This window comes from Pedobacter nototheniae, assembly GCF_004335085.1.
In the GTDB taxonomy this organism is placed as follows: Bacteria; Bacteroidota; Bacteroidia; order Sphingobacteriales; family Sphingobacteriaceae; genus Pedobacter; species Pedobacter nototheniae.
The window spans coordinates 36,037-52,292 of record NZ_RQRS01000019.1; the positions used below are offsets into that span (position 1 = coordinate 36,037).

General features: G+C 34.3%; 15 protein-coding genes and 2 tRNA genes. 4 read left to right on the top strand and 13 right to left on the bottom strand.

What is annotated here, in order from left to right:
* Nucleotides 1-25: 25 nt before the first annotated feature.
* Nucleotides 26-2,986: a SusC/RagA family TonB-linked outer membrane protein gene (locus EHC72_RS16175; protein ID WP_131538750.1), complete on the bottom strand. Its 2,961-nt coding sequence runs from the start codon at nucleotides 2,984-2,986 to the stop codon at nucleotides 26-28.
* A gap of 421 nt (nucleotides 2,987-3,407) precedes the next feature.
* Complete coding sequence (locus EHC72_RS16180) at nucleotides 3,408-4,433, bottom strand: LacI family DNA-binding transcriptional regulator (RefSeq protein WP_131538751.1); 1,026 nt, start codon at nucleotides 4,431-4,433, stop codon at nucleotides 3,408-3,410.
* 342 nt (nucleotides 4,434-4,775) lie between these two features.
* Between EHC72_RS16180 and EHC72_RS16185 the strand changes: the two genes are divergently transcribed.
* Nucleotides 4,776-5,135, top strand: coding sequence for a response regulator (locus EHC72_RS16185; RefSeq protein ID WP_131538752.1), 360 nt, complete (start codon nucleotides 4,776-4,778; stop codon nucleotides 5,133-5,135).
* 9 nt (nucleotides 5,136-5,144) lie between these two features.
* Here EHC72_RS16185 and EHC72_RS16190 read toward each other — a convergent pair whose 3' ends face one another.
* Nucleotides 5,145-5,498, bottom strand: coding sequence for a DUF6717 family protein (locus tag EHC72_RS16190; RefSeq protein WP_131538753.1), 354 nt, complete (start codon nucleotides 5,496-5,498; stop codon nucleotides 5,145-5,147).
* 124 nt (nucleotides 5,499-5,622) lie between these two features.
* On the opposite strand from EHC72_RS16190, the gene dinB reads away from it, so the two are divergent.
* Nucleotides 5,623-6,723 carry a DNA polymerase IV gene (dinB, locus tag EHC72_RS16195; RefSeq protein WP_131538754.1) on the top strand — a complete coding sequence of 367 codons (1,101 nt, stop codon included), beginning with the start codon at nucleotides 5,623-5,625 and terminating at the stop codon, nucleotides 6,721-6,723.
* Nucleotides 6,724-6,807: 84 nt separating this feature from the next.
* Here dinB and EHC72_RS16200 read toward each other — a convergent pair whose 3' ends face one another.
* The 4 genes from EHC72_RS16200 to EHC72_RS16215 form a co-directional block, all read right to left on the bottom strand.
* Nucleotides 6,808-8,331, bottom strand: a complete 1,524-nt coding sequence (locus EHC72_RS16200; RefSeq protein ID WP_131538755.1) for a SulP family inorganic anion transporter — start codon at nucleotides 8,329-8,331, stop codon at nucleotides 6,808-6,810.
* 128 nt (nucleotides 8,332-8,459) lie between these two features.
* On the bottom strand, nucleotides 8,460-8,780 hold the full coding sequence (locus tag EHC72_RS16205; RefSeq protein ID WP_131538756.1) for a hypothetical protein: 321 nt from the start codon (nucleotides 8,778-8,780) through the stop codon (nucleotides 8,460-8,462).
* A gap of 81 nt (nucleotides 8,781-8,861) precedes the next feature.
* Complete coding sequence (locus EHC72_RS16210) at nucleotides 8,862-9,569, bottom strand: tetratricopeptide repeat protein (protein WP_131538757.1); 708 nt, start codon at nucleotides 9,567-9,569, stop codon at nucleotides 8,862-8,864.
* 310 nt (nucleotides 9,570-9,879) lie between these two features.
* On the bottom strand, nucleotides 9,880-10,398 hold the full coding sequence (locus EHC72_RS16215) for a nuclear transport factor 2 family protein (protein ID WP_131538758.1): 519 nt from the start codon (nucleotides 10,396-10,398) through the stop codon (nucleotides 9,880-9,882).
* A gap of 264 nt (nucleotides 10,399-10,662) precedes the next feature.
* On the opposite strand from EHC72_RS16215, the gene EHC72_RS16220 reads away from it, so the two are divergent.
* Nucleotides 10,663-11,094: a DoxX family protein gene (locus EHC72_RS16220; protein WP_131538759.1), complete on the top strand. Its 432-nt coding sequence runs from the start codon at nucleotides 10,663-10,665 to the stop codon at nucleotides 11,092-11,094.
* Nucleotides 11,095-11,189: 95 nt separating this feature from the next.
* Here EHC72_RS16220 and EHC72_RS16225 read toward each other — a convergent pair.
* The 6 genes from EHC72_RS16225 to EHC72_RS16245 all read right to left on the bottom strand — a co-directional run bounded on the left by EHC72_RS16225 (nucleotide 11,190) and on the right by EHC72_RS16245 (nucleotide 15,159).
* Nucleotides 11,190-11,266 (bottom strand) — tRNA-Asn (locus EHC72_RS16225).
* 243 nt (nucleotides 11,267-11,509) lie between these two features.
* On the bottom strand, nucleotides 11,510-12,673 hold the full coding sequence (locus EHC72_RS16230; protein ID WP_131538760.1) for a TIGR03364 family FAD-dependent oxidoreductase: 1,164 nt from the start codon (nucleotides 12,671-12,673) through the stop codon (nucleotides 11,510-11,512).
* Nucleotides 12,674-12,889: 216 nt separating this feature from the next.
* The gene (locus EHC72_RS16235) at nucleotides 12,890-13,780 is read right to left on the bottom strand and encodes an alkaline phosphatase (RefSeq protein WP_131538761.1); all 891 of its coding nucleotides are present in this window, start codon (nucleotides 13,778-13,780) and stop codon (nucleotides 12,890-12,892) included.
* An 88-nt stretch (nucleotides 13,781-13,868) separates the two neighbouring features.
* The gene (locus EHC72_RS16240) at nucleotides 13,869-14,438 is read right to left on the bottom strand and encodes a helix-turn-helix domain-containing protein (protein ID WP_131538762.1); all 570 of its coding nucleotides are present in this window, start codon (nucleotides 14,436-14,438) and stop codon (nucleotides 13,869-13,871) included.
* A gap of 143 nt (nucleotides 14,439-14,581) precedes the next feature.
* Nucleotides 14,582-14,740: a hypothetical protein gene (locus EHC72_RS22710; protein ID WP_165585848.1), complete on the bottom strand. Its 159-nt coding sequence runs from the start codon at nucleotides 14,738-14,740 to the stop codon at nucleotides 14,582-14,584.
* Nucleotides 14,741-15,082: 342 nt separating this feature from the next.
* Nucleotides 15,083-15,159, bottom strand: a tRNA-Asn gene (locus EHC72_RS16245).
* A 144-nt stretch (nucleotides 15,160-15,303) separates the two neighbouring features.
* On the opposite strand from EHC72_RS16245, the gene EHC72_RS16250 reads away from it, so the two are divergent.
* On the top strand, nucleotides 15,304-16,224 hold the full coding sequence (locus EHC72_RS16250) for a PfkB family carbohydrate kinase (RefSeq protein ID WP_131538763.1): 921 nt from the start codon (nucleotides 15,304-15,306) through the stop codon (nucleotides 16,222-16,224).
* Nucleotides 16,225-16,256 lie beyond the last annotated feature (32 nt).

Consider the following 16,256-nt stretch of genomic DNA (forward strand, 5'->3'; position numbering starts at 1 on the left):
TTCGATAATCATTGCTATTACTTAATTAAAATCCAACATTTAAACCTAAAGTATAAGTTCTAGGACGAGGGTATAAGTTATAATCTATACCACTTACCGACTCTGGATCTATTCCTTTATACTTAGATAAAACGAATACATTTTGGCAGTTTGCGGAGATACGCATTGATGCTGTACCGTTTTTAGATAGTTTACCCACATTGTATGATAGGCCAACGTTATCCATTTTCAGGAACGATGCATTTTTAATGTAATAATCACTTAAATATTGAACGCCTGATGATCCAGAAAAATTGGTGTTGTATAAATCAGTTGCCGAGTTATTCAAAATTCCCTGGGTACTTAAAACATTGTTTCTAATACCAAGGTTTGAAGAAATATTATCGTAAATATAGTTGCCAATATTAGCTCTTAAAACGGTACTTGCTGTCCATTTTTTATAAGTGAAAGATGTGTTAAAACCTAATGTTACTACCGGATCAGGAGATTTGTAAAAATATTGATCGGCAGCATTTACAGCGCCATCACCATTTAAATCTTGATAAACGCCTTCTAATGGTTTTCCATCAGCATTGTAAACTTGTTTATACACATAAAACGCACCAGGCAACTCGTTAACTGCGTTGTATTTTAAGTGGATACCTGTACCACCAGTAATATCGCCTGCATCAATTTTGAAACCAGAGTTTGGATTTAACGTTAAGTTAGTAACCTTTCTTTTGTTATAAGCTGCATTAAAACCAATATCCCAGGTTGTATTCTCATTTTTAATCGCTACATAGTTTATACTAAACTCTGCACCTCTAACTTCCATGTTACCCACATTGGTTGTTAGCTCATTGCTAAAGTTTGTACCAACTGGAATAGTAACTTTACTTAATAAATCTTTGGTTTTTTTGTAATAAACGTCAATACTACCATATAATCTACCACCCATAAAACCATAATCTAAACCAGCATTATAAGTTGTTGTAGATTCCCATCTTAAATCAGGATCGTAACCTGCTGGGCTGTAATAATTATAAAAGGTATCCCCTATTTGATATTGACCTTGATTTGTATTAGCATAATATTTAGATAGGTAATCATAGTTGCCAATACCATCTTTATTGCCAGTTTCACCATATGTTAATCTCAATTTCAAATCAGATAATACTTTACTATCCTTTAAGAAATCTTCGCCAATTACTCTCCAGGTAAAACCAACTGATGGGAAATAACCCCAACGATTATTTTCAGCAAACTTTGATGAAGCATCAGCTCTCATCGTTCCTGATAAGATATATTTATCAGCTAAAGTATAATTGAATCTACCATAGTACGAAAGCAATTTATTTTCATCAATAGCGAAAGGGAAAACAGGTGTAGTTTGTAACACACCAGTAGCTCTATACGTAGCAAAATTGTAGTTGGTAACCGCATCATCATAATATCCGTAACCACCAGTTACATCAAATTTACTTTTACCAATTGTTTTTGCATAGGTTAAATAAGCTTCAGAGAACTTATTCATCTCTGTGTTCAACCTTCTTGAAAATGAACCCTCAGTAGAATAACTTTGTGCTGCATAAATTGGAACAATTGTACGTCCGTATCCTTTTGAGTAATCATAACCAACATTAACCACTGCGTGTAATTCTGGTAAGAAGTGGAAAGAATAATCCAATTTCACATTACCAAAACTTCTGGCCGCATTACCGTGATTATCTTGCTGTCTGATTAATGCAACAGGGTTACGCGGAGCGTTTGGATTTGGAACACCTGCTGAAGTAATCCATTCGAAATAATTTCCGAATTTATTTGTTGCATTTACAGGTTGAGTTGGATCGAACTGAATTGCATTTTGAATCGCGTTATCATTTGGATATTGAGAATCGGTTAAAGATCCTTTCAAGTTTAATTCGATTTTCAAGTGATCCTGGAATAATTTAGGGGAAATGGAGAAAGCACCAGTCGCTCTTTTTAGTTTACTGGTAATTACAACTCCATCCTGATCCAAATAACCTGCCGAAACACGATAAGGCACACCTTTAAATGAACCAGAAATACTTAAGTTATTATCGGTAGAAAAGGCATTTTGATAAATTTCATCTTGCCAATCAGTATTTGCTGTACCTAAAAGGGCTTTTTGAGTAGCGTTACCATTTGCGTTAACAAAAGCACGAACCTGATCCGCAGAAAGCACATTAACTTTTTTCGCCACAGTTCCAATAGAGTTATTCGTACTGAAATTAATTTGAGGTGCACCCGAACCGCCTTTTTTAGTTGTAATTAAAATTACACCGTTTGATGCTCTCGAACCATAAATAGCTGTTGCATTCGCATCTTTTAATACCGTAAAGGTTTCAATATCGTTAGGATTGATTAAGGAAAGCGGGCTTGGTGCATTACCAATGCTGTTTCCACTAAATGGAACTCCATCCACAACAATTAAAGGATCGTTACTTGCATTTAAAGAAGCACCACCACGGATGCGGATTGTACTACCGCCACCAGGAGAACCGCCACCAGAAATAATGTTAACACCTGCTACTTTACCTTGTATTAGTTGCTCAGGAGTTGTAATTGTACCTTTTTGAAAATCTTTTGCACTAACTGTAGTGATAGATCCTGTTAGGTTTTTCTTTTCTGCTGTACCATATCCAATTACTACAACTTCGTTTAGTTTTTGGGCATCGGGCACTAACTGAAAGTTTGTAATTGAATTAGCGCCAACAGTTACGGCTTTCTCTAAAGTTTGGTAACCGATAAAACTTACTGATAAGGTTACGGAACCGCTCGATAATCCGTTTAACTTAAAAATACCGTTTACATCCGTTGATGTACTTCTGGTTGTTCCTTTAACTAAAATGGATGCACCAGGTAAGGGTAGTCCGGTTTCATCAAGCACCTTACCAGAAACAGATCCGGTTTGTGCTTTTACGATTAATGCTGCAAAAACTAACAGCACCAAAAGCCCCTGTTTTAACAGGTAAAATACTTTCATATTCGAAGCTCGTTTAATGATAAAAATTTGGTTAAATATTATAGTGATTTACACATAGCCCTAATTTACAGCACATAATGAGATTTCAAAATTTATTTAAAAAATATATTTCCGACCAAAAAACGATGCTTTGATTTTCATAAGAATGAGCTTTTTTTATAAAAGTACATTCCTCCAAAACAATCAATATTTATTTTTAATAACCTAATAGTCAATAACTTATTAAAGTTAAATTTTAAATTTAAGTGTATTTTTTACACTAAGCTATTTTTTACTCGTTTTTCGGGAACGTTCCCGATAATATTAAAGCAAAACACCAACGTTTTTCGGGAACGTTCCCGAAAATTGATCGAAATTCTGCTTATTTTACACTAAGCACCGAAAAAATTTGAAAAATTTAAGTTAAAAAAAGTGACGATTTTTAACGCAATTTATGGGCGGTTGAAGTGGAGTTTCTGCTAATAATTTTCGACTCTAAAATTACCTCTTCAGGTTGATTTTTATCGCCATTATTGGCCAGCATTTTGAAGAGTAAATTTGCCGCCTGCTCGCCTATTTCTGTCGCTGGTTGTGTTATGGTTGTTAAAGATGGGTTGAGCAAAGGCGCTATCTCCAAACTAGAAAAACTGATGACCTTTAAATCATTTGGAATAGAAATATTTAAATCATAGCATGCATAGTAGGTAGCAAAGGCTAAACGCTCTACAGATGTAAAAACGCCATCGGGTTTTAATTGTGTTAGAGCATGCTTAATAATAATGCTATTTTCTTCGTAGCTGTTGCTGCAATCCACAATCAGGCTTTCTTCATATTGGATATTATGTTTCTCCAAAGCATCAATATAACCTTGCATACGAGTTTTACCAATAGATAAACTTTTATTTACCACCAAATAAGCAATTCGTTTGCATCCTTGCTCTATTAAATGTTCAGTGGCCAAAAAACTACTGTTGTAATCGTTCGTAATTACTCTAGATGTTTCAATATCTTCATAAATCCGATCAAAAAACACAAGTGGCAAGCGTTTTGCCCCAAACTTATTAAGGTAATTATGATCGTTACCCTCACCAGAAACAGACATTATAATACCATCAGCCCTACCATTGTGCAAATGGCGAATAAAGTTTACCTCTTTAATATACTCATCATCGGTTACATAAATTAAAATATGGTATCCATTTTCTCTGGCAATTCTTTCTATACCGTGTATGGCTTGCGAGAAATAATTGTTGGCAAGTTCTGGTACAATTACAGCAATGGTTTTGCTTTTCTGCTCTCTTAAATTACTAGCATAATGGTTTGGTTGATAGTTTAATTCTTTAGCCTTTGCCAGAATTCTTTCTTTTGTAGCAACACTTATATCGCTATTATCTCTAAAAGCTCTGGAAATTGTAGACGTAGATAATTTTAAGGCCTGAGCTAATTTCTTAATATTAATGCTATCCATTTGGGCTATTAAAACCTAATTAACATGTAAATAATGGTGTAAATATAAACTTAAATTGTGCTAAATAATATGAACCCATTTTTAATTGTAAAATTATAAAACAATTTCGCGTTAACCTTTATTATCATTATAGTATACAAAACAGATCATTATTGAAAAACCATTACATTTTATTTTAGATTGATTTCTTTTTTAAATATTGCTGTAAACAATTGGTTTTGTATAGAATTAAGTAATGATGCTTTTTTTGATAAAAACATGAAATAGCTTCAATAGTTATACAATAATTTATCATATTTGGTTTTGCAACCCGCAAAGCGGAATATATAGTACAATAAATCAATGGGAAATAAAAAAATACTCATCGCTGATGATGACGAGGGAATTGTAGATGCGGTAACGATGATATTGGAAGTTATGGGTTATGAAGTGGAATTTACCTATGATGGCGGAAAGGTTATTGATGCAGTTAAAGGAAAACCAGATCTTATCATGCTCGATATTTGGATGTCTGGTCACGATGGACGAGACATTTGCAAAGCCCTTAAAAATGATCCTGAATACAAAGAAATTCCAATTTTAATGATTTCTGCCAGTCGTGATATTAAACAATCTGCTCTTGATGCCGGTGCCAACGATTTTATGGAAAAGCCTTTTGAAATGGACTCTCTTTTAAATAAAGTAACTCTGCTTTTGAATTAACACTTACAATTATATTGCCTCTTTAAAGTAAATGGTTTCTGGTAGTTGCTTAAATACAAATTCAGTAACATGGCAAAGCCAGAGTTTATGGTTTTTCCATTCGCCTTTAAAGCTTTCTAAAATATAATCGCCGCCGCCCCCTAGGTTAGCTTCGCGTGCATAAACTAAATTTAAAATTTCTGCATCTTTAATATGGTTATCTGCCATGAGCAAATTGCATTCAGTTGCTGCCGCCGCCACCCAATCTAATAATTCATCAGCACCCTCAACCATTTGCAAATCGGCAATATCGCCGCCCCATTCGGGTATATCTGCATACCACTCTCCTTTTGCGTTTTTGTAAAACCTGATTTTTCTTTCCATATTTTGTAAAGAAAAAAAATCCATTTCAATAATCCTTATAAAATCACGAAATTTATAGAGCACCTTTGTTTAAATATCCACATCTACTTTTAAGGTTGGGTATGTATTTTGGTTTTGTTAATAAATGTCTGAAGAAACCCCTACCTCTTTAAGAAAAATAATCCATATTGATATGGATGCCTTTTATGCATCGGTAGAGCAGCGTGATTTTCCTGAATACCGAGGTAAACCATTAGTAGTTGGAGGCAAACCAGATAGCCGTGGCGTAGTTTCTACAGCAAGTTATGAAGCGAGAAAGTTTGGAATCAGATCGGCAATGTCTGCCAGTAAAGCTTATCAGTTATGCCCAACAGCCATTTTTGTATACCCAAGGTTTGATGCCTATACAACTGCTTCAAAAGCTATTAGGGAAATATTTAGTCGCTATACCGATTTAATCGAACCACTATCTTTGGATGAAGCTTATTTGGATGTTACAAATGACAAACTGAATATTGGATCTGCAATTGATATTGCTAAATCCATTAAAGATGCCATTAAAAATGAGCTTAATTTAACCGCTTCTGCTGGTATATCCATTAATAAGTTTGTAGCAAAAATTGCCTCCGACATGAATAAACCCGACGGACTAACCTTTATTGGGCCATCCAAAGTGAAAGGGTTTATGGAGAAACTACCTGTAGAGAAATTTTTTGGCGTGGGTAAGGTTACGGCTGCAAAAATGAAAGCCATGCAAATTAATACTGGTGCAGATTTAAAAAAATTAACTGAACAACAACTAATCGCACAGTTTGGCAAATCGGGCAAGTTTTATTACAAAGTGGTTCGTGGCATTGATGATAGACCGGTTAGACCAAACCGTGAAACTAAATCTGTTGGTGCAGAAGATACTTTTTCTACTGATACCAATGAACTTTCTATTATGCACGGGCTTTTACTTCAAATAAGTGATATAGTAAGCAAGCGTTTAGAAAAACATCAGCTCAAGGGCAAAACACTAACATTGAAGATAAAATTCGCCGATTTTAAAATCATCACCCGAAGCAGATCTTTTAGCATTCCATTTAATGGGCAGGCACAGATTTATGCTGAAGCAATTAAATTATTAGATGAAGCTGAAATTGGACGAACAGAAGTACGTTTGCTGGGCATAACACTATCTCGTTTTTACGAGGAAATGCCAGAGGATAAAACTGAAAACAATCAGCTTGAATTTGAATTTTAAATTTATTTCGATCTACAAAAGGAAAAAATCAGAAAAATATATGGTCAGTATGAGATTAATAAAACCATTTAAAATTATTTCCGATTAAATCCGATAGGTAGGATCTTCGATAATATTAACTTCAATTACATCATCAGCATTTTTAAGGAGAAGTTTACAATCTGCACTTAAATGTTTTAAATGAAGTTTTTTATTTGCTTTGGCATAGCGATCAGTGAGTTTACTCAATGCATCAATACCAGACATATCGAAGATTCTACTTTCTTTAAAATCTACAATAACTATGTTTGGATCTGTTGCCAAATCAAATTTCTCATTAAATGCAGCAACGGAACCGAAAAACAAAGGGCCAAAAATTTCATAGTGTTTTATGCCTTGTTCATCAATATATTTTTTTGCTCTGATTCTTTTTGCACTTTCCCAGGCAAAAACCAATGCAGAAAGAATTACACCAATTAGTACAGCCAATGCAAGGTTATGAAGCCACACGGTAATTACCGCCACTAAAATGCCTACAAAAATATCTTGCTTAGGCATTTTGTTGATTACCTTAAAGCTCATCCACTCAAAAGTACCAATCGCCACCATAGCCATTACGCCAACCAACGCCGCCATAGGTACACGATCAATTACTGGAGCGCCTACTAATATAATAATAAGAATAGTTAACGAGGCAATAATGCCAGATAGTCGTGCCCTTGCTCCTGCTGATAAATTTACCAGCGTTTGTGCAATCATAGGGCAGCCACCCATCCCCGTAAAAAATCCATTTAAAATATTTGCTGTACCCTGTGCAATACTCTCACGGTTTCCATTTCCTTTTGTTTGTGTAATTTCATCAACAAGGTTTAACGTTAATAATCCCTCAGTTAAACCTACACCAGCCATAATTAATGCATAAGGGAAAATAATTTTAAGTGTTTCCAGGTTAAATTGAATATTAGGAATATGAAAAGCTGGAAAACCACCACTTACTGAAGCAATATCTTTAACGAGTTTGGTATCAATTCCAAAGGTTAAAACAACAATGAAAACAATAATAATAGCAACTAAGGAAGCCGGTACGGCCTTTGTAATTTTAGGCCAAACTAAAACAATTGAAATGGTTAGTGCAACCAGGCCCAACATAATCCATAACGGCGAACCACTTATCCATGTAACCTGCCCATTAACAACTGTTTTAAACTGCTCAAGCTGAGACATAAAAATAATTACCGCCAAGCCATTAACAAAGCCAAACATAACGGGTTGGGGTACCAACCTGATAAATTTGCCAAGCTTAAACAAACCCACTAAAATTTGAAAAACGCCAGCTAAAGCAACCGCAGCAAAAACATATTCAATGCCTTGCGTTTTCATTAATGCAATAAGTACAATTACAGTAGCGCCAGCACCACCAGAAACCATCCCTGGCCTGCCACCTAAAATTGCGGTAACCAAGCCCATAATAAAAGCGGCATATAAACCTGTTAAAGGTGGGAAGCCTGCTAAAATTGCAAACGATAACGATTCAGGAATCATTGTCATAGCAACAGTTAAGCCCGCTAAAATTTCGGTTTTATAGTTTATCTTTTTCGAAAAATCGAAGACTTGTAAGTATGGTTTCATTAAGAATAAAAAGAATAGCCTAAATCTTGTACAGATTATTTAGGCAAAGGTATTAAACAAAGCGATAAGAAAGCTTAACAAGAAGCTATTCATTATGCTTTTAAACCTAATTATTCCTTTTTTCTGATTTAGCCATGCACCAGGCTATAAATTTGCTGCATATAAACGGCTTCCTGAATTGCAACAAAAAAGATCTCCCATTCATCTCTGGTAAACACTAAACTAATATCAGGAAAAGGAGTAGAAAGAATTACAATCTCATTTCCATTGGGTGCAGTTTCTAAATAATCATCAAAGTTGAGCTTTTGTGTAGCATAATTAAATGCATCAAACTGGCTAAATGAAAAATTCATCAGTACACCTGCACGCCAAATATTAAGCACCTTACAATTGCGGCACTCTGTAATGGAAATATTTCCTTTTTGAACAAGAATGGTTGTGTTACACATAGGCTATTTCTTAATCTTATTGAGATGTAGACAAATATCCTATTATTTAGAATAATTCCAAATAATATTGAAAATTAATATTTATTCTAATGCATCTAGCTTACTTTTAGCCAATTGATAATCTGGCTGTATCTTTAAAGCATTATGATAATCTTTTAAAGCCAATTCTTTTTGCTTAAGAAAAAGGAACAAATCACCACGATTGGTTAGAATTTGCGCACTTTTCGGCAGGGCACTAATTCCTTTTGTATAGGCAAGCAATGCCTCTTGGTTTCGCCCTGCACTATGGAGTATTGCTGCTTTTACATTGTACGCAATGCTCCAGTTTGGAATTTTGGCAATAAGTTTGCCTATCATATTTAAGCCTTCCTTATTTTTGCCTTGCTCGGCCATGGCTGTTGCAGCATTTATATAAAACCATTTATTACTTGGATTTAGCTTAATGGCTTCATTAAAAGCATTAACTGCGGCATCTGCATCACCTTTTTTAATCAGTAATTTGCCTTTAAAATTTTTAACATCTGCCAAATTAGGATACATAGAATCAATTGCCATTGTTAAGCTCAAAGCCTCACTAAGGTTATTGTTTCTTACCGCAAGAGCTACTTTCTTGTTAAAATCCTGTACATCGGCTGGGAAAGTTTTTATTCTGGCAGTAAGCGCTTCGTTTTCTGCTCTTAATTCTTTCTGATATGCATAATCAAAATCTGATAGTCCATTTAACTTTTGCCCAAAGCAAAGTAAATTTAGTAATAGCAGAAATGTGGTGTAAAAAATCTTCCGTATCATAAGCCTTAATCTGATTAATTACTGTAAAGCAAAAATCATACTTCTTTTCTTTTTCTAAATAATTATTGGCAAAAGATGAAAAAGTAGCCTTCTGAATGGTTTACTATCGTTATTTAACTGTTTTAAAGTTGATTGTGACAATGGCAAATAACTACTAATAGAAATCAATAGGGCTTCATAAATTTTTGTTGATTTAGCCAGAAGACAAATTTAAATCAACACATGGCTTACTTTGTAAATAAAGCCCTAAAAATAAAAAGCCGGATGCTAATTTCTTATCATCCGGGTTTTAATATTATGCCTTAAAAGTTTAATTATTATTCATATGGTCGTGTCCGTAACTAATGATTCTGGAGATTTTCCACTGACCATCTTTTTTCTCCCAAACCTGAACAAATTTGTATGTACCACTTGGTTTTTCAGTTTCACCTTTATTAGTATGATAAAAATTATGAACACCAATTTCTACAGCGCCATAATTTTTTAAGGGATAAACCTCTAAACTACTTTTAACTAATTCTCTCCTAATGTGGTTGCCTCTTGCACACATTTCTTTAACAGATTTCAATTCATTTTCGATCCCGACTGTTAATCCGCCTAAATCATGATAAAATTCAAGATCTTCTTTAAAAAACTTTTTATAGGTTGTGGTGTCACAGTTATTAAAAGCGTTAAAAAGTAAGCTATCTGCTTCAAATACCTCTTGATATAAGGTTTTTTGAGCACCTTTAACTGCACTATTATTTTGCACAGCTTTAGTTTGTTGTGCTTTGCCTGCCAAAGAAAAAGCAAATAAAATAATTACGATACTAAAAATTCTGTTGTTCATATTAAGGATGTTTTGCGAATAAATTGAGGCTACGGCTTTAACAATAGAACTCGATGTATTTAATTTGATTAGTTGGTTTAAAATTGGATAAACTTAGTGTTTTTAGTTCATCTTCTACTCATTAATTTTCCATTTAAAGCTTTAACAGCACCTGCGTTTGATTCTCATTAAAGTTAATAAAGCGGATTAAACTCGTTTCTTAAACTAGATTAATTTTTTCAACCTTTATTTAAAGTAATATTGTAAACATTTAAAACACTAATAATGAATAACTCAACTTCAAAAGCGCAGTTTTTATTAAGGTTAGCGCTCGGTATTGGTTTTATTTTCCCCGTATTAGACAGACTAGGCGTGCTTGGTTCTCCAGGTGGTTATGTTGTAAGCTGGGGAAATTGGACCAATTTTATAAATTATACAAATTCTTTAATGCCCTATTTAAATAGACAGCTAGCTTCTTTTTCTGGAGCTGTTGCCACTATTGGTGAAGTTATTTTTGGAATTATGCTCATAATTGGCTTAAAAACTAAATGGGCTGCTTACGGTAGCTTTATCCTTACTTTAATTTTTGCATTGAGTATGCTATTTTTTGCAGATTATAGAGCGCCTTTTAATTATTCTGTTTTTGTAGTCAGCTTTTCTAGCTTATTACTAGCCACATTACCAGAGCACAAATGGAGTGTAGACAGTAAATTTTAAGATTGATATTATTAGTTGCAAAGAGCGGAACATTTGGCGAATTAAACATAAAGCAGCCATAAAACAAAAAAGCCCGCAACTTTCGTTACGGGCTTTGGCTCCCTCTGCTGGGCTCGAACCAGCGACCCTCTGATTAACAGTCAGATGCTCTAACCAGCTGAGCTAAGAAGGAGTGCTGGTCTTTCCAAAAAAAACTAAGTTTAAAGTACCTTTCAGTACATATACCCTTACTTGTTTTGGGAGTGCAATATTAGGGATTTAAATTATTTCTACAAAATTTAAATGAAAATCATTTTAATTAAAATACGCATAAATTTTCATCTTGTTTTTTGAATGAAAATATCCTCCTGATTTAAAGATAATTACCAGTTAAAACCTAAAACAAATTCTTATGGTTTTTCTTCAATAAATCTGCTTAACTAAATATTTTATTGATGCTTTCGGCCGCATAACCTGCACTTGCCGTCATTCCCTTACCTCCAATTGCCGTACGAATATGTATTTTATTCTCTAAATCATACTCTACAATATGCTTAGTTGGATGCTGAGGATAAAATCCTGCCCAAGTACTTTGAAGTTTTCTAACATCGAAATCAACAATTCGTTCTGCTTCTTTAAACATCAACTCATTAATGTGGCTACTTAAATCAAAACCAAGATCATCGAAGTGATTTACGTCAGCATATACGTGAGAATCGCCAATAATAATGCTGTTATCTGCAGCTTTTTTAAATAACATATGGATGCCCCACTTTTTAAGTTCATCAAAGGAATCAGGCATAGAAATTGTTTTGAAAGACGGACAATAATGCTCGAAGCTTTCATACCTTCTAATGGTTAATCCAGTTAATATGTTGCCATCAAGTTTAACGTTGGGCATGGGTATACTGCGCATCATTTGCAGTTTACTTACAACAATTCCACTTTCACTAAATAATTCTGGATATAGTAATTTAAACTCGTATCCATTGCAAATAATTGCTTTTGAACCTGTATAAGTTTCTGTATTATTTTTTAAACCGACTATAACACCATCGCCTTTTGCATCACAAGCGGTAACTGGACTATTATATTTAAGTGTGTATTGGCTAAACTTCCCTTGCATGTAGCTGTGCAGGTTTCTAATCATTAATCCTGGTTCTACACTAATTTCTTGCGGAAAGAAAAGTGCTTCCTTAGCATAGGATGATTTAATGGCTGGATATTTTGCTAAAATAGCTTCCTTACTTAATAATTCTGTTGGATAGCCTATTAAATCGTAATGCGCCTTTAACTCATGAATCAGCGTTTGTTCTCCTTCATCAGAAGCAATATAAACACTACCATTATTTCTGACCGAGATATCAAATTCCTGCTGAATATTTTTATAAATTTCCAATCCGGCTACCCCATATTCAAACCATTCGGCTTCCATACCAGAAGGCACCACTTGCCCAAAATTACGAACTGTAGCACCTACCGGGAAATTATCTTTTTCTAATTGCAAAACTGATTTACCAGCGATTAACGCATGGTAAGCGTGAAATGTACCAAGTATACCACCACCAACTACAATAAGATCGAAATGTTTATTACTCATTTTTCGTGTTTTGTAATCTAAGCTAAGCTCTTAAAGCTGCATAGATTTATATAAATATTAGCTCTACTATATTAAAACAATGACTATACCTTTAAATCTACATCAATAAATTAAAGGATGTAGCCATTTATTAAGCCACAATAGTAAACATTGTTTATAAATAATAAACAATGTTTAAGTTATCAAATTGTTAAGCTAATAGAAAAACGGATTTAATTATTTCGCAAACACCTCACCTACAGGCTTACCTCTCCAGCTTTGAGGCTGCTCCAATCCCATTATCCAAGCTAAAGTTGCGGCTGTATCATAAGTAATTATTGCACTTTTGATTTCATGGTTTTTGCGAACTCCTGGTCCAGCAATAACCCAAGGAATTTGCACTTCATCCAGGGTTTTACCGCCATGCCCCTTACCTGTTCCACCATGATCTGCTGTTACCAAAATAATTGTTTCATCTGCTATACCAGCATCTTCAACGGCTTTAACAATTTTGCCAATGCGTTTATCTACGGATTCAAGTTGTTTGTAATATGCAGGTGTACGATGTCCTATACCATGCCCCGTGCCATCAGGTTCATCAAAATGTATGAAAGTAAAGAATGGTTTTTCAACTTTAATAATTGTTGCGGCAGTATCTGCACAGAAATCATCCTTTTCTTTACCATTGACAATAATATTTACTGCATCTTTTTCAAACAAATAGCCAATACCACTCCAACTATAAATTATGGCTGTTTTAGCTTGCTTTTTTTGATCTCTTATAACACTAAAAATACCAGGAAACAAGCCATAAGCAGTTTTAGTTACTGAAGGAATTTCGGGCACTTTACTATTCCATTCGGTGTAACCGTGCTCCGTTGGCCCTGCCCCCATTAACATAGATGCCCAATTTACAGCACTAGATGACGGCAATACCGAGCGGGCTTTATCCGTCCATGACCCTTTTGCCATTAGACCTTTTAGGGCAGGCATGTTGGCATCTTTTAGGGCGTACCCACCAAAACCATCACAACCGATTAAGATAATGTGTTTAGCCCTTTTAACCTGAGCCTGTGCAAATACCGAAAGGCAGAGCAGTACAAATGTAATTCTTAAATATTTTTTCATAGTTTCATTTTATGGCTAAAAGTAAAAGCCATATATGAATATGAAGGTAAATATTTGTTAAGTATAAATAAACATTGTTTACAAAATGTTACTCGAAGAAATAAACCACAAGCATTAAAGCTTTGGTATTTCCAACATTTACCGGTGTGTGAGAAAGTCGGCCATCAAAAAGCATAGAATCACCCTTTTCAAGTACAATTTTCTTTTTAGAAAACTGATATTCTACCTTACCTTCTATCATGTATTTAAACTCGAAAGCTTCTGTTTTAACCATTGGCCTGTGTGCATTTACCTCAAGTTCAAGCAAAACAAAATCAGCGGTAGAAAATTTAATACTTTTTGTTAAAATACGCGAATAGTTAAAACCAACTGCTTGTTCTTTTTCAAATTTTTGATATTGATCTTTCCTTTTAACTAGTACTGGTGCATCTTTTTTATGAAAATTAATATCTTTAAAAAAGCTATTGAGATCTATTTCTAAACTTTTAATAATATCCATCAAAACCATTAATGATGGGATGGTACGGCTGTTTTCGATTTGAGAAATAAGTCCTTTACTTACCTCAGCCTTATCTGCAAGCTCCTGCACGGTAATACCAAGTTCTTTACGTCGTTCTCTAATTTTAAGGCTTATTTGTAAAAGAATTTCTTCCTGCATATATGATGAGTGTTATTGCTGCTAATGTATTATTTATTCCTGTAATTTAAACCAAGAATTAGATTCTTTATGTAATAGGTGTTTTAAAATAAAAATCGCCACCACAAATTTTATTTATGGCGGCGAAAAACAACAATTTTATTTTAACGGTAATGACCAGGTACCCAGTGGCGATAACCATAAGGATCAACATTATAATGTCCTCTAACCCAGTAAGCCCTTGGGGCACGTGCACTGACCACGCAGGCACTAAAACTAAAAACCATAACCATAAAGAGCAGCGCATATATAATCTTTTTCATAACCTAAATTTTTTAAATTAAAAATTAAATCAAGCTTTATGCCGTGTGTTTTATTATGACTTTAGCTGATGAAAATAGTTTAATGACTGGTAATGATGACTAGAAAATTATCGAATATTTCATAATCTACTTACCCTTTATTACATATTTTATATGCTATGATTCGATTGTTATTAGACGTAAATATTATCTTTATGGAATTATATTAATCGCAATTAAAATATCTCTTTTAAGAAAATAATAGAGCTTACCTAAGCCTTTTGAAGAATTTCATTCAATTAAACTAAGAATAAATCCTTAATCTCCTAAATGCAAAAAACCCACAACTTTCGTTGCGGGTTTTGGCTCCCTCTGCTGGGCTCGAACCAGCGACCCTCTGATTAACAGTCAGATGCTCTAACCAGCTGAGCTAAGAAGGAGTGCTGGTTTTCCAAAAATCAAGTTTAAATGTGCTTTTCAGTACACATACCCTTGTTCGTTTTGGGAATGCAATATTAGGGCTTTTAAATTATTTATGCAATATTTGCAGAGAAAAAAATTTAAAATAATTTAAAATAATTTATATGAGCCTGATAATCATAGGTAGTGTAGCTTTTGATGCTATTGAAACTCCCTTCGGGAAAACAGATAAAATTGTAGGTGGCGCTGCAACTTACGCAAGTTTAGCAGCTTCTTACTTCTATAAAAACACAAAAATCGTTGGCGTTGTTGGCGATGATTTCCCAAAAGAGGCAATTGATACCTTTACTGAACACGGGATTGATACCGAAGGTCTACAGATTAAAGCAGGAGAAAAATCTTTCTTTTGGTCGGGCAAATACCATAACGACATGAATAGCCGCGATACTTTAATTACTGAATTAAATGTATTGGAAAATTTTGATCCAATTATTCCGGAGAGCTACCAAGATTGCGAATACTTAATGTTAGGCAACTTAACACCTGTTGTTCAACAAACAGTAATAAACCGTCTAAAAAATCGCCCTAAGTTAATTGTAATGGATACCATGAACTTTTGGATGGACATTATGATGGATGATTTATTACAAACCATTAAAATGGTTGATGTTTTAGCCATCAACGATGCTGAGGCTCGTCAGTTATCGGGTGAATATTCTTTAGTTAAGGCTGCTAAGAAAATTTTAGCAATGGGCCCTAAATACTTAATTATCAAAAAAGGTGAGCATGGCGCTTTATTGTTCCATGAGGATCAAATATTCTCTGCTCCTGCACTTCCATTAGCTGAGGTTTTTGATCCAACAGGCGCTGGTGATACATTTGCTGGTGGTTTTATTGGTTATTTAGCTAAAGTTGGCACCATTAACTTCAACAACATGAAAAATGCAATTATTTATGGCTCTGCATTGGCTTCATTTTGTGTTGAAAAATTTGGAAATGAAAGATTGCTAAACTTAACTGATCAGGAAGTGGCTGCAAGAATTAATGAATTTGTGAATTTAAGTTCTTTCACAATAGAAGCATAAATAAGTTTAGAGGGTCTGCAACAGACCCTCTA

Excerpts from the sequence above, each read along its gene's own strand:
- EHC72_RS16175 (WP_131538750.1), bottom strand. The coding sequence starts at position 2,986 with ATGAAAGTATTTTACCTGTTAAAACAGGGGCTTTTGGTGCTGTTAGTT.
- EHC72_RS16180 (WP_131538751.1), bottom strand. The coding sequence starts at position 4,433 with ATGGATAGCATTAATATTAAGAAATTAGCTCAGGCCTTAAAATTATCT.
- EHC72_RS16185 (WP_131538752.1), top strand. The coding sequence starts at position 4,776 with ATGGGAAATAAAAAAATACTCATCGCTGATGATGACGAGGGAATTGTA.
- EHC72_RS16190 (WP_131538753.1), bottom strand. The coding sequence starts at position 5,498 with ATGGAAAGAAAAATCAGGTTTTACAAAAACGCAAAAGGAGAGTGGTAT.
- dinB (WP_131538754.1), top strand. The coding sequence starts at position 5,623 with ATGTCTGAAGAAACCCCTACCTCTTTAAGAAAAATAATCCATATTGAT.
- EHC72_RS16200 (WP_131538755.1), bottom strand. The coding sequence starts at position 8,331 with ATGAAACCATACTTACAAGTCTTCGATTTTTCGAAAAAGATAAACTAT.
- EHC72_RS16205 (WP_131538756.1), bottom strand. The coding sequence starts at position 8,780 with ATGTGTAACACAACCATTCTTGTTCAAAAAGGAAATATTTCCATTACA.
- EHC72_RS16210 (WP_131538757.1), bottom strand. The coding sequence starts at position 9,569 with ATGATACGGAAGATTTTTTACACCACATTTCTGCTATTACTAAATTTA.
- EHC72_RS16215 (WP_131538758.1), bottom strand. The coding sequence starts at position 10,398 with ATGAACAACAGAATTTTTAGTATCGTAATTATTTTATTTGCTTTTTCT.
- EHC72_RS16220 (WP_131538759.1), top strand. The coding sequence starts at position 10,663 with ATGAATAACTCAACTTCAAAAGCGCAGTTTTTATTAAGGTTAGCGCTC.
- EHC72_RS16230 (WP_131538760.1), bottom strand. The coding sequence starts at position 12,673 with ATGAGTAATAAACATTTCGATCTTATTGTAGTTGGTGGTGGTATACTT.
- EHC72_RS16235 (WP_131538761.1), bottom strand. The coding sequence starts at position 13,780 with ATGAAAAAATATTTAAGAATTACATTTGTACTGCTCTGCCTTTCGGTA.
- EHC72_RS16240 (WP_131538762.1), bottom strand. The coding sequence starts at position 14,438 with ATGCAGGAAGAAATTCTTTTACAAATAAGCCTTAAAATTAGAGAACGA.
- EHC72_RS22710 (WP_165585848.1), bottom strand. The coding sequence starts at position 14,740 with ATGAAAAAGATTATATATGCGCTGCTCTTTATGGTTATGGTTTTTAGT.
- EHC72_RS16250 (WP_131538763.1), top strand. The coding sequence starts at position 15,304 with ATGAGCCTGATAATCATAGGTAGTGTAGCTTTTGATGCTATTGAAACT.